Origin of the sequence: uncultured Pontibacter sp. (genome assembly GCF_947492645.1) — a bacterium.
Classification (GTDB): Bacteria; Bacteroidota; Bacteroidia; order Cytophagales; family Hymenobacteraceae; genus Pontibacter.
This window is the reverse complement of record NZ_CANLMZ010000001.1, coordinates 290374-304154: the sequence shown is the minus strand read 5'-3', so window position 1 is coordinate 304154 and position 13781 is coordinate 290374. Positions and strand designations below refer to the sequence as shown.

General features: G+C 45.7%; 12 protein-coding genes. 5 read left to right on the top strand and 7 right to left on the bottom strand.

The genetic code is table 11. The features are described 5' to 3' along the window. Positions 1–40: 40 nt before the first annotated feature. The 3 genes from fumC to Q1A23_RS01230 form a co-directional block, all read right to left on the bottom strand. Positions 41–1438 (bottom strand): class II fumarate hydratase, encoded by a 1398-nt coding sequence (gene fumC, locus Q1A23_RS01240; RefSeq protein WP_299818312.1) that lies wholly within the window; start codon positions 1436–1438, stop codon positions 41–43. Between the two features lie 206 nt (positions 1439–1644). Further along, positions 1645–2361, bottom strand: coding sequence for a hypothetical protein (locus Q1A23_RS01235; RefSeq protein ID WP_299818309.1), 717 nt, complete (start codon positions 2359–2361; stop codon positions 1645–1647). Between the two features lie 24 nt (positions 2362–2385). Beyond that, entirely contained in the window at positions 2386–2868 is a 483-nt protein-coding gene (locus Q1A23_RS01230; RefSeq protein ID WP_299818307.1) for an Mpo1-like protein, read from the bottom strand. Positions 2869–3097: 229 nt separating this feature from the next. Between Q1A23_RS01230 and Q1A23_RS01225 the strand changes: the two genes are divergently transcribed. From Q1A23_RS01225 to Q1A23_RS01205, 5 genes are all read left to right on the top strand, one after another. After that, on the top strand, positions 3098–6013 hold the full coding sequence (locus Q1A23_RS01225) for a CHASE domain-containing protein (RefSeq protein ID WP_299818306.1): 2916 nt from the start codon (positions 3098–3100) through the stop codon (positions 6011–6013). Positions 6014–6077: 64 nt separating this feature from the next. Continuing rightward, positions 6078–7457: a DNA repair protein RadA gene (radA, locus tag Q1A23_RS01220; RefSeq protein WP_299818304.1), complete on the top strand. Its 1380-nt coding sequence runs from the start codon at positions 6078–6080 to the stop codon at positions 7455–7457. Positions 7458–7694: 237 nt separating this feature from the next. Further along, the gene (locus Q1A23_RS01215; RefSeq protein ID WP_299818303.1) at positions 7695–8876 is read left to right on the top strand and encodes a hypothetical protein; all 1182 of its coding nucleotides are present in this window, start codon (positions 7695–7697) and stop codon (positions 8874–8876) included. A 118-nt stretch (positions 8877–8994) separates the two neighbouring features. Beyond that, positions 8995–10017 (top strand): SPASM domain-containing protein, encoded by a 1023-nt coding sequence (locus Q1A23_RS01210; protein ID WP_299818300.1) that lies wholly within the window; start codon positions 8995–8997, stop codon positions 10015–10017. Between the two features lie 32 nt (positions 10018–10049). Beyond that, positions 10050–10982, top strand: a complete 933-nt coding sequence (locus Q1A23_RS01205) for a mechanosensitive ion channel family protein (RefSeq protein WP_299818298.1) — start codon at positions 10050–10052, stop codon at positions 10980–10982. Between the two features lie 59 nt (positions 10983–11041). Here the strand turns inward: Q1A23_RS01205 and Q1A23_RS01200 are convergent, their stop codons facing one another. The 4 genes from Q1A23_RS01200 to Q1A23_RS01185 all read right to left on the bottom strand — a co-directional run bounded on the left by Q1A23_RS01200 (position 11042) and on the right by Q1A23_RS01185 (position 13781). Further along, positions 11042–11380 (bottom strand): hypothetical protein, encoded by a 339-nt coding sequence (locus Q1A23_RS01200; RefSeq protein WP_299818296.1) that lies wholly within the window; start codon positions 11378–11380, stop codon positions 11042–11044. A 152-nt stretch (positions 11381–11532) separates the two neighbouring features. After that, complete coding sequence (locus tag Q1A23_RS01195; RefSeq protein WP_299818293.1) at positions 11533–11712, bottom strand: FeoB-associated Cys-rich membrane protein; 180 nt, start codon at positions 11710–11712, stop codon at positions 11533–11535. A gap of 34 nt (positions 11713–11746) precedes the next feature. Beyond that, positions 11747–12550 (bottom strand): inositol monophosphatase family protein, encoded by an 804-nt coding sequence (locus Q1A23_RS01190; protein ID WP_299818291.1) that lies wholly within the window; start codon positions 12548–12550, stop codon positions 11747–11749. 10 nt (positions 12551–12560) lie between these two features. Further along, entirely contained in the window at positions 12561–13781 is a 1221-nt protein-coding gene (locus Q1A23_RS01185; RefSeq protein ID WP_299818288.1) for a DUF4105 domain-containing protein, read from the bottom strand.

The following is a 13781-nucleotide window of genomic DNA, read 5'->3' as shown; positions in this document are numbered from 1 at the left end:
AAATGGAGCTGCTTTTCCCTTATCTGTTAAACTATAGTTCTTACTTCTTCAAGCTACCGATCATATCTTCCGGCTTCACCCACTCGTCGTACTGCTCGTTGGTTAGCAGGTCAAGGGCGATGGCTGCCTGACGAAGGGTTGTGCCTTCTTTGTGGGCTTTCTTCGCGATTTTGGCTGCGTTGTCGTAACCGATGTGTGGGTTAAGGGCCGTTACCAGCATCAGCGAGTTCTCCAGGTTCTCTTTAATGCGGGCCGTGTTTGGCTCTATACCTACCGCGCAATGCTTGTCGAACGAGTCGCAGGCATCACCGATCAGCTGGGCGCTTATCAACAGGTTATAGATCATTACCGGCTTAAACACATTCAGTTCGAAATGGCCGTTCATGCCACCCACCGAGATAGCTACGTCGTTACCAATCACCTGTGCGCAAACCATGGTCATGGCCTCAGCCTGCGTTGGGTTTACTTTACCTGGCATAATAGACGAACCCGGCTCGTTTTCCGGGATCAGGATCTCTGCAATACCGGAACGCGGGCCAGAAGCCAGCAAACGGATATCATTCGCGATCTTCATCAGCGACACAGCCAGTTGCTTTAATGCACCAGATGTTTCTACAATAGCATCGTGTGCAGCAAGTGCTTCGAATTTGTTCGGAGCCGTAATGAACGTATGGCCGGCATATTGAGAGATTTTCTCGGCAACCAATACATCGTAACCGGCCGGTGTGTTAAGGCCTGTACCTACCGCAGAACCGCCAAGGGCAAGCGTGCTCAGGTGCTCCAGCGTGTTGCGAAGCGCCTTCATGCCGTAGTCCAGCTGGGCTACATAACCAGAAAGCTCCTGGCCCAATGTAAGCGGCGTTGCGTCCATCAGGTGCGTACGTCCGATCTTCACAACATCCATGTAAGCCTCTGCTTTGCTGTTAAGCGTATCGCGTAGTTTTTTAACTAACGGCAGGGTGTGCTCAACCACTTTTTTATAAGCAGCAATGTGCATCGCTGTCGGGAAAGTGTCGTTCGAAGACTGAGACTTGTTTACGTCGTCGTTCGGGTGGATCTTCTTTTTCTCGTCCATCAGGTTGCCGCCCAACAGTACGTGTGCGCGGTTAGCCACCACTTCGTTCACGTTCATATTGGACTGCGTGCCAGAACCTGTCTGCCATACTACCAGCGGAAACTCGTCAGCCAGCTTGCCTTCCAGAATCTCATCGCAAACTTTACCGATAATTTCAGCTTTATCCTGCGCCAGAACGCCCAACTCAGCGTTAGCAAAAGCAGCAGATTTTTTAAGTATAGCAAAAGCCTCGATTACTTCCTTTGGCATCAGTTGGCCACCGATGGTAAAGTTTTCTTTTGAGCGCTGTGTCTGAGCACCCCAGTATTTGTCTGCAGGCACCTCAATCGGGCCCATCGTGTCTTTCTCTACGCGAACTTGCATATAGTTTATACTTAGGTTTAAAGGATCAAATTATCGGCGGTAAAACTACAAAAAAATATACTCCTGTGCTGCGGCTTCTTGCCTTTATCAACTAATCAGCACCATGGCTTTTCGGCCTTTGGCAGAAATTTATAGGTGCAGCAGTATTATAGCTCCTGCCCTTAAAGCGCATTTAGAGCCAAACCAACAGCAGCCATACGTATACGCTACCTAATTACCCTGTGCCCGGACTTTTCCGAAAGGAGCGCAATGATTTCGAGCTGAACAGGCTTTAAGTAAGTGGTGTTGATGTGCGTCTCATCATCAAATGAGATAAGGTACTCCCCTTCTGTGCCAAGGTAACGAATGCTTTGTATCTGTTGGTAAGAATAGGTGCGTTTTTCTCCTAAAAGGTTATGTACCTCCACATTGTTCTCATTTACAACTACATGCCAGCGCAGGCTATACCAGATTACAATGCTAGAAACAACGAGCAGCAGCAAAAATATGATCCTGTATTTTTTGATGGATCGTTTTCCTTCGGTACGGTTAAGGTAGGTGCTGTAAAGCTCTGTGTCGTGCCCTAGCAATGTATTTTGGATAAGGCGCAGCGGGAGCATGGCAATCACCAGCCCCAGCAAAAGCCCGGGCGCAAAAAAAGCAGTAAAGTTAGGCGTAAACAAAAACAGCTGCTCTTTTGATGAGTGAATGATGCTCGAGATAAGTGCCAGGGTACCCGCAAAGAAAACAGCAAGTATACAGGCAAAGAAAAAATAGGCAATGCTGAGCTTAAGGTCCTGTTTCTGTATATATTTTGCCTCATCTGCCGTAAGAGGCGCTACACCTGTGGCCGGAGAAATAGTGCGAAGCATGTAGCGTACAACAGGTAAAAGAACCGTAACAGCAAAAAAGGCTAAAAGTAATATTTTGAGGATATCGAGCATAAGTAAACGATTGGTACTGCAAAGTTAATACGGTATGCTCAATTTCCGATAAATAAAGCCAAGTAACCAGGCAGGGCCGATCAAAAGAAATTGTAAGTCTTTTAGAAAAGAAGGTTTCTTGCCCTCCACTTTATGTCCATAAAACTGGCCAGCCCATGCGAGCACAAAAATTACAAGGCAGCTTACCCAAAGTGGTATGGTGGTAGCGGCAGCCAAAGCCTGAACAGCCCACAGCATAAATAAGCAAATAACAGCCATGCCCAGAAACATAGCAAAAGAAAGGCGCAGGTAAAAAAGCAGGCCAAGCAAAATAACAACGGTGCCAAAATGTATGTAAGGCTGTATAGCACCCGGGAAAAGAGCTTTAAGTGCCCCGCAAGGTATGCTGGCCAGTAAACCAATAATGCTGAAGAAAATAAGCGGCACACAAATCCAATGGATCAATTTATTTGTTTGGTTCTGGTGGCTTTGCCCATACTCATCAAACCATTGCTGCATTGTTCTCATAGTTTTGCTTATTTAAAGAATGTTTTTTAAATATAGTTATTTTTAGGTTTATGCCTTGGCTATTAAACTTTTGCCGTAGTTATTACTCCTTTGGCTGTAGTTAAATGGTATGGCTTCGGTTCGTTTTTATTATATTTGAGAAAAGGCAAATTGTACATTAATGAATCTTTTTTACTTTAATGAAGTCTTCACTTATAAATTTTGATTTGAAGGCACTTACTAAAGACTTATGAAAGCTGCCAGGCTTATACAGTTCGCTAAAGATTATTTTATAGCGATTTTCTCTTTCCTGCTGATCTTTTTGCTTACGCTCTTTATCTATTCAGAAACAAAGCGGAAGGCAGAAGAACGTAGCGAAAAGCTTTTCAGCGTGCGTGCCGACCAAGCCACACAGGCTATAGAAAAGCGCATATACGACAATATCCAAATACTTATAGGTGCTAAGGCGCTGTTTGTTGCCTCTGATACTGTTGAGCGAAAAGCCTGGAGATTATACTACAAGTCGCTAAACCTGGAGGAGAACTATCCGGGCATACAAGGGTTAGGATATGCCCAGTACCTTAGGCCAGAAGAGTTGGCCGCGCATGAGCAGAAAATTAAGAAAGAAGGCTACTTAAATTACAAGGTGCGGCCCGAAAATAACCGCAAAACCTATACTTCCATTGTATACCTGGAGCCGTTCACAGACAGGAACCTGCGCGCCTTTGGCTTCGATATGTTTAGTGAGCCTATCAGGCAATCAGCCATGCGCATTGCCCGCGATACTAAACAGCCTGCTATGTCGGGAAAGGTGCGCCTGGTACAGGAAGATGGGCAGGATGAGCAGGCAGGGTTTCTTATTTACTTGCCGGTTTACAAAAATAACACCGACCCACAATCTATCCAGGACCGCCAAAAGCTTATAAAAGGATTTATATACAGTCCGTTCAGGGCCAAAGATTTCGTGTCCAATATCCTGGGTGATAATTTCAAGGATATAGACCTGGAATTGTACGATGGGATTGACCTTACGGAAGATGCCCTGTTGTATAGCACAGATACAACGCTGCATTACCACACGGCAAATAACAGGCGCTTTAGTAAGCTAAATACACTAACTGTGGGCAATAATACCTGGCGTATTTTTGTAACATCAAAACAGAACTTTGGAAGGTCAGCAGATGCCGAGTTACCGAAATTCATACTTTTGGGCGGTGGTATCATAAGCTTGCTCATGTTCTTCATTATCTGGTCTTTAACGAATACGCGCCGCTCTAACCGCCTGAAGCAGACAATTACAGATAATGCTACTGCCGCACTATTTATGATGGATGAAAGAGGGTATTGTACCTTTATGAACCCTGCGGCTGAAGAGATGACAGGCTATACTTTTGAGGAGATAAGGCAAAAGCCGCTGCACGATATGATCCATTACAAGCACCCCGATGGATCGCACTACCCAATGGAAGAGTGCCCGATTGATAGAGCGCTGCCAACAAATAACGATGTAAGGGCCCACGAAGACGTGTTTATTCGCAAAGATGGCACATTCTTTAGCGTAACGTGTGCCGCGCGGCCAATTCTGGAAAGTGGTATACCAAAAGCTACCATCGTAGAGGTACGGGATATAACGGAAGAGAACCGCGCGCAGCAGGCTTTAATTGAAAGCGAGGCTCGTTTTAGGATTATGGCTGATAGTGCCCCGGTTATTATAAAAGTGCGGGATGAATCAGGGCGGTTTAAGTATGTGAACAAGCAATGGATGGATTTTACCGGCCTTAGCTTTGAAGACACCATGAACCTTACCTGGAAAGATGTTGCCCATCCAGAGGACGTAAAGAGCATTAGTAGTGTTTTTGAAAAAGCCCTTAAAAATCACACCGCTTTTAGAGTGGAATTCAGGTTGCGCCGCCACGATGGCATGTACCGTTGGGTAGTGCTAACTGATACTCCCCGTTTTGATGCGAATGGAGAATTCTTCGGTTTTATAGGCTCTGTGATAGATATAACGGAGATGAAGGAAGCGGAACGGAAGGTGAAGCAGAACGCAGAACTCCTGCAAAAGCTTTTCCTGGAGGTGCCTGCGGTAGTAGGCCTGGTCCGAGCCCCGGACTTCCAGTATGTGCTGGCTAACTCCCAGTATCGCAAATTGTATGGCAACCGCCCTTTGGTTGGTAAAACAATTTACGAGGCACACACAGACTCTGAAGGGATAGGATTCTTTGAAAGAATTGAAACAGTATTTAACTCAGGCAAGCCATTTATCGGTAAAGAAGTACAAGCAACTATAGAGGGCAATAAGGGTAAGCAAAAGGCATACTTTAACATGGTCTGCCAACCTTTGGTTGATGCACACAATAACATAGAGGCCGTGTTGGTATTTGCCGTAGAGGTAACCGAGTTGGTAAAAGCCCGAGAGGCGCTACTGCTAACCAACGATGAGCTAAGTGACAAAAACAAAGAGCTGCAGCGCATCAACAACGACCTGGACAACTTTGTATACACAGCCTCCCATGATCTGAAGTCTCCTATCGCCAACATGGAAGGACTGGCTGCCTTGCTGCGGGAGGAGTTGCAGGAAAAGCTCGACGACGGCGACCTCCAGATTCTGGACATGGTGCAGGGCTCCATCAACAAACTGAAAGGCACTATTGCAGACCTTGCTGAGATAACAAAAGTGCAGAAAGAAATGCATGCCGCTGTTGAGCCTATTTCTTTTGAAGTGGCCCTGCAAGATGTTACCTTGGATATAGGTGGCCTTATACGATCGGCTGATGCAGTTATAGAAGCCGACCTGCAGGTAAAGGATGTGCTGTTTGCCCGTAAGAACCTGCGCAGTATCATCTATAATCTTGTCTCAAATGCTATTAAGTATAAATTCCCTGATCGTAGGCCCGAGATTAAGCTTAGCACTTACCGCGAGGGAGGCTTTGTAGTACTGGAGGTGCAGGATAATGGCCTGGGCATTAAAAAAGAGCAGCAGGACAAGCTGTTTACCATGTTCAAGCGTCTTCATAGCCATGTAGAGGGTACAGGTATTGGTTTATACATCGTAAAGCGCATTATCGAGAACAACGGTGGCCGCATAGAAGTGAACAGCGAAATAGGCGAAGGCACCACATTTAAAGTATACTTTAAGCAAGAGCAGGTAGCGCAGGAGGTATAAATTATTCTTTAGCAGCGCCTAATTACTAAGCATGTGTTTAGCAAAACACGATTAACGACTATAGATGGCCAAAATAAAAACATCATACTTCTGCCAGAACTGTGGCGCCCAGTCAGCTAAATGGATAGGCAAGTGCCCGGCCTGCGGCGAGTGGAACACCTATGTGGAAGAAGTTGTGCAGCGTGAGGAAATCACCCCTACCGGCGTCTGGAAAGTAGGAAGCAGCACGGCGCAAGTATCTAACAAACCAAAGCCCATAGCAGATATAAGCTACCAGGAACAACACCGCATCATCACGCCGGACCAGGAGCTTAACCGCGTATTGGGAGGTGGCATAGTGCCCGGTTCTATGGTGTTGATAGGTGGCGAGCCCGGTATTGGTAAATCTACGCTGATGTTGCAAATTGCATTGAGCCTTAGTGGGTTACGAGTGCTGTATGTAAGCGGCGAAGAAAGCGAACAGCAAATAAAAATGCGTGCAGAGCGCCTTATGGCTCAAACTTCGGACTGCTTTATACTTACCGAGACAGGCACACAGAATATATTTAAGCAAATAGAGCAGCTACGCCCGCAGGTGCTGGTAATAGACTCAATCCAGACGCTTCACTCGTCTTTTATAGAGGCAGGAGCCGGTAGCGTGAGCCAGGTGCGTGAGTGCACCGCCGAACTACTGAAGTTTGCCAAAGAGAGCGGCACACCGGTTTTCCTGATCGGCCACATTACCAAAGAAGGCAATCTGGCAGGCCCGAAAATACTGGAACACATGGTAGATACGGTGCTTACCTTTGAAGGGGATCGGCACATGACCTACCGTATACTCCGCACAACTAAAAACCGGTTTGGCTCTACGTCAGAGTTGGGTATTTACGAAATGCTGGGCTCTGGGCTAAGAGAAGTAAGCAACCCCTCCGAAATACTGATAACGCAGCGCGAAGATGCTTTTAGTGGAATATCGATTGGCGCAACACTAGAAGGTAACAGACCCCTGCTGATAGAAGTACAGAGCTTGGTTAGCCCTGCAACTTACGGTACGCCGCAGCGTGCAAGCACCGGGTTTGATGCCAAGCGCCTGAACATGCTGCTGGCAGTACTGGAGAAGCGGGGCGGTTATAAATTGGGCGCCCAGGACGTGTTCCTGAACATTGCCGGGGGTTTAAAAGTAGAAGACCCTGCCCTTGATCTGGCGGTTTGCGCATCCATACTTTCTTCTTTCGAGGACATGGCCATTCCCAGCACCTCGTGCTTTGCTGCTGAAGTAGGCTTAGGTGGAGAGATACGTGCCGTAAACCGGGTAGAGAACCGGATAAGCGAGGCAGAAAAACTTGGCTTTAAGGACATCTACATCTCAAAGTACAATAAAAAAGGACTCGACCTGACTAAGTTCTCCATCAACATACATCCTTTCGGAAGGTTAGAAGATGTGTTCAGTAGTTTGTTTGGGTGATTTAGTATGTAGTTGATAGGCAGAGGTATAGCTGCTGCTTTATAGTAAAAATTTAACCGCTGGGCATTTCAAGAATGCCCAGCGGTTTTTTTGTACCTCTATTTAAGCTGAAACTTCATCTTTTGCGCATCAATAACCGTTCATACTATAGATGCGTACTTAATTTCTACCCCTTATTGCTCCTTTAAAATGAGTAAATGACATTGTTTCAGATCTTATACTTAACAAAAACAAACTATGGCATTGATCAACAAAAATGACATTGAGAAACTGCTTAATGTGCAGAACAACACACAAAATGCACTTTGCATTTCTATCTTCATACCAACTCACCGGGCTGGCCAGGAAACCCTTAACGGCCAGGACAACATACTTTTCAAAAATAAAATAAAAGAAGCCAGGGCTTTACTGGAAAGGCATGATGTGCCTGAAGCTGAAATAGATGAATATTTAAAGCCCGCCGATGCCTTACTAAGCGATACAAACTTTTGGCGCCACCAGGCAGAAGGCTTAGCTGTATTTATCACCAAAGGCTTTTCGCAGCACTATACTTTGCCAATTGCCATGCCGGATGTAGTGTATGTGTTAGACCACTTCTACTTCACTCCGGTGTTGCCTATACTTAGCCAGAACGGGCGCTTCTTTATACTGTCGCTGTACCGCGAAAAAGTAGCGTTTTACGAAGCAACTATCGAGAAGATCAGGCCGATTGATATCAGCTCTTTTGTGCCGGAGTCGATGAACAAAGCGCTTAAGTTTGATATAAAAGGCAATGACCAGGACTTTACGCATTCCACTACTACCGTTAATGGTACTAACATTGTGCACGGGCCTGGCTCTACAAAAGGAGACGAAGAGCACGAGCGTGTGCGGGAGTTTGTGATAGAGATTGACAACAGCATGCAGAAGATACTCCACGATGCACACGAACCATTGGTTTTAGCCGGTGTGGACCACTACTGCAGCCTTTACAAAGCGCATAGCAAGTATAAAAACATTGTGCCGGATAACATCAACATCAATGAGGGCGTCGATAACGGCAATGCACTACACGAAAAAGCCTTGAAGCTAATCAAGCCGATTATGCAGCAGAGCCACACCGATTCGCTTAACCGTTACCAGAACGTGGCGGGCACCGGCTCTACTTCCGAGGACCTGGCCACCGTGGCTGCAGAGGCAGTACATGGCCGTGTAGATACCTTGTTCATTTCTCCTAGCCAGCCTGTTTGGGGAAGCTATGATCCGGCAAGCGCTACTGCTATCGTGCATCAGGAATACCAGCGTGGAGACCACGACCTGATTAACCTGGCCGCTATAAAAACAATAGCACAAGGTGGTAAGGTGTATGTTAACAGCTATAACGGCCTAAGCGAGATAAGTGATAATCAAGGCAATGTAAAAGCGCTATTTAGGTATTAATATACTAATTTTGGCGTTTGAAACCATAAAGTATAACTTAGAGGGGTAGCTACAGCTGCCCCTTTTTTTTGCCGGAGTATACTTTATACTTAGCTTATACCTTAACCATTCTACACGCATGAAGCTGCACCTTACCGACGGGTTTAATTTCTTATCAAAACTAACGCCGCAACGTGCTTTTAATGTAGTTCAGGTGGTGAGCAGTTACATTGTTTCTAAAATAACGGGCAAGGCAGTACATTGGGGCCTGCCATTAAGTATATCATTAGAGCCAACAACATCCTGTAATCTGCGTTGCCCCGAGTGCCCCAGCGGACTGCGGTCGTTTACCAGGCCAACTGGCATGCTGCAGGACGAGCTTTTTAAAAGCACTATAGACCAACTGCACAAGCGGCTGCTATACCTTATTTTCTATTTTCAGGGTGAGCCATACTTGCACAAAAATTTTCTGGAGCTGGTAAAGTATGCATCCGGCAAAGGCATTTATACAGCAACATCCACAAACGCACATTTTTTAAACGACGATACTGCCCGTAAAACTGTGGCCTCTGGCCTGGACAGGCTCATTATATCGATTGACGGAACTACCCAGGAAACCTATGCGGCTTACCGGGTTGGCGGCAACCTGGATAAGGTGCTGGAAGGTACGCGTAACATTATAAAGTGGAAGAAGGAGCTCAAGTCTAAGACACCGCATGTTATGTTTCAGTTTTTGGTTGTAAAACCAAACGAGCATCAGCTGCAAGACGTACAGCAATTGGCGCAGGAGTTAGGTGTAGACGAGGTTGTATTTAAAACAGCCCAAATATACGATTACCAGCAGGGCTCCCCGCTTATCCCCACAATAGATTATTACTCCAGGTACGAGAACAACGGGGATGGCAGCTATGCTATAAAAAACAAGTTGTTAAACCATTGCTGGAAAATGTGGCATTCGTGTGTGATAACCTGGGATGGCTTAGTTGTGCCTTGCTGCTTCGACAAGGATGCCTCTTACAGGCAAGGCGACCTAAAGGAAAACAATTTTAAAAATGTGTGGCGTGGGCCAACGTATAACCGTTTCCGGCAAACCGTACTAGGCTCGCGTGCCGATATTGAAATGTGCCGCAACTGCACCGAAGGCACTAAAGTATGGGCCTAAGCACACAAATAATAACATAGTTACACCACTAGATGAAAGATATAAACAATGCGCTAGATCTGCTTCTCGATAAGCTACAGATATGGGGTAACCACCTTGTATTACTGCTTCCGAATTTATTTGTGGCTTTTATTCTGCTTATTTTAACTTTCTATGTAGCAAAGTTAATTCGCAATGGCCTTAATAACGTAATCAACCGCTTTTCTCATAGTGCAGCTTTAAACAATTTAGTATCTAACCTGCTGTACTGGGCGCTGCTGCTTGTTGGCTTTTTCTTTGTGCTAAGCGTGCTCAAGCTCGATAGAGTGGTTATTTCCTTATTGGCTGGTGTTGGTATTTTAGGTTTAGCCCTGGGTTTTGCCTTTCAGGATATTGCAGCAAACTTTATATCAGGGATCATCATTGCCGTTCAGAAGCCATTTGGCGTAGGAGATATGATCGAGACAAATGATTACTTTGGCATAATTGAGCGGATAACACTACGCACCATAGACATTAGAAAACCAACCGGAGAGATCGTAAAGCTTCCTAATAAGATGGTGTTTGAGAACCCGGTAACAAACTTGTCGTATCATGGTGCCCGGCGCGTAGACCTGGATGTGGGCGTGTCTTATGGGGAAGATCTGGAGAGAGTACAGGCAGTTGTAATTGAGGCGCTACAAGATGTTAAAAACCGGCAGAAAAACCGTGATATAGAGGTTGTGTACGATGCCTTCGGCGATAGCTCCATCAATTTTAAAGCACGCTTCTGGGTAAGTTACAGCCGCCAGTTTGATTATGTTAGCGCAAAAAGCGATGCCATTATCCGTATCAAGAAAGCTTTTGATGAAAACAGCATTGTTATTCCGTTCCCTATCCGTACACTTGATTTCGCTATAAAAGGTGGCGATAGGCTCAGCGATGAATTAAAGGACATAAACCTGCCTGCAGATAAAAGCGAGCAAAGGGGAAACGGGCAAGAATAGAAGCGATACTTATAAATGATAAAATAACGAGGGCCGATAATGTATCGGCCCTCGTTATTTTATCTGTCTTTTTTATCCAGGTTTTTACCCATGTCTTCCACTTGCTTCAGGAAGTTGTCTACTCCCTCATCGGCATAAGGGCCATACGAGTTCGAAATAGTGCCTTTTAAGCCATTGCTGGTTTCAACAGCATAAAGTATAGACATATCGTCGGGGTTGCTCTCGCCCTCAAAACGGTAAAAATCTACGATGCGCACTTGTTCCGGCCCAAACATGTCTTTTTCTTCCATGGTACAAAGTCTGCCATCGCCAGAGACTTTGAAATCATACTTATAGCCATCTTTGCGCAGGCGGTTAAGTACGTTCACAAGGGATCTTTCTTCAACTTTATCTTGCATAACAATTAAATGTTTTGTGTTCAACTTGTAAGTATAGAACTATACGCAAAAACAAAGTTTGGATACAGGGTTTATAAGTATTAATGATTTAGGGGAGAGAAGTAGTTGCTGATAATCAATAAGTAAAGTATGCAACTTGCACCTGCTGCTGCTTAACTTTTTGCCATTGACTTATCGAGTTCCTGCTGTATCTTTTTAAAATCAATGGAAGAGCAGGCGGTGCCGCAACCCTTAACGCAGCCACTTTTGGCTGCAAAGCTGCGGTACAACATACGGCCCATGTAAAAGGCCGCCGCCAGAAAAACAACAAGTATAATAAGTTCCTGTACCATACGCTATAAGTAACCTTGCGAGGGTATAAAAAGTTTAGATATCAGATTTTTTCCAATGCTCGGCAATGGTATCCAGCATTTCCTGGTGCACATGGCCATTGCTGGCAACAATCTCACGGCCAAAAATAAAGTCGTTGCTGTGAGTAAACTTTGTGACTTTGCCACCAGCTTCCTGCACAATAATTGCGCCGCCTGCTACATCCCAAGGGTTAAGGTTATATTCAAAAAAGCCTTCAAACCTGCCTATGGCAACATACACAAGATCGAGGGCCGCAGAACCCAGGCGCCTTACCCCATGCGATTTGCCCATAAAACTGCCAAGCACCTGCAGGTACTGCTGCGTCAGGCCAAAGTCGTAGTACGGGAAGCCGGTTGCAATTAGGGAATCCTTAAGAGCCGGGGCATCTGATACTTTTATCTGCTTATCGTTGCAAAAGGCACCTCCACCTTTGTAGGCCCAAAAACACTCATCGCGACTAGGCTCATACACTACGCCAACTACTACTTCATCACCATCCATCAAGCCCACACTTACCGAATAGGCAGGTAAGCCATGCGTAAAGTTGGTAGTGCCATCCAGAGGGTCAATAATCCAGTTATAGCGTTCGCCTTTGGTGTTGTCGGTGTCCTCTTCGGTAATAAAGCCGGCTTCAGGTAACAATTGTCGCAGGCCTTCTACCAACTGCTCTTCAGCCTGTTTATCCACATAAGATACCAGGTTGTTAAAGCCTTTCATCTCTACTCTGGAGCGGTCAAAGTTTTCTCCTTCGTGTTTGATAAACGCACCTACCCTTTGGGCAAGTATATTTAGATTTTGGCTGATTTGCTTTAGGTTCATAGCTATGGGTTTATACTTTGGCTGTTACCGGTTCTTTCTTTTTCTTCTCGAACCATGCAATATACTCTGCTCTTAACGCGAAGGTTAATGCCAACGGGATAAAGGCCAGGTGTGGTTCCTGTGGCAGTATCCACCAGAATAAAACAAACATACCTGTTATAAGACCCGATATCTCCATGTATCTTCTTACCCATTCAGGCAATATACGCTTGCCTAAGTAGAATGCGGCTACCATATGCGTTGGTATGGCCCACAAAAGGTTAAAGTTATTGGCTGTTGCCTGGTGGTCTGTGCCAAACCAAAGCAGCAAAAGTAAAATGCCAAGCAAGCCGGCTGCAAAGAAGAGGAGCGTGTCTAAAGTGCGCGAACGGCGCTTCTTCTTTATATCGAGTAAGGTTGCCGCTACTACTATAAGTAATAATGCCCAGCTAAGTATGGTTGGCGTGAACAACGCGAAAGGCTTATCTGCTGGTGGCTCTTGTGTAAATACAGCTACGGGCTTGCCTGCAAGGGGTACCGCCTGGCCACTCTGGTTTATAGTTGCATTGGCAAACCCCTGCGAAAGGAAATCCGGCAGAAACATGTATTCGTAAGGCGTGGCTTCGCGGTCAATTTTGGCTCCAAGTGCCAGGTCAATACCAAAGTCTCCCCAAGGCTGCGGCGGCAAGTATAAATCGATCAGGTTGCGGAAACTGTAATCTTTGTCCAAATGATCAATATTGAACTTGATCTGATCCGGGAAAGTGGCTTCCAGGCCATCTCGGATGCGGGTGGCACAGTTGTCGAAGAAGAAATCATAAAGATAAAAGCGGTTGGCTGGCAGGTAGTTGTTTGTTAAAAACAGCCAGTATTTCTGCTTTTGCTCTGGTGTCAGGTTTAGTTCCTGCTCAAATACAGAGCGGTTTTCCTGTGCGTAATTATATACAAAATCCTGGAAGTGCGCCGCCGATAGTTTGTAGTTAAGCTTACCCCTGGCAAACTTCAGGTAAAAATTAGGCTCATTAAAGTCGAAGGTGCCGTAGTTAAAGATCACGTCCATACCTAAGGTTGGGTCCTGCACCCGCACGGCGCTGTGCCCAAAAACCGCATACAGGTCATCGCCGCTAGAGCAGGTTATAAGGCTTATCTTAGCCTCTGGCGATATGTGTACCCCTTCAAACTGCGCTTTCGCCTGAACTGCGAGGAGTAGAATCAGTAGCAGTAAGCTAATTCTCTTTAAAAATCTTTTCAT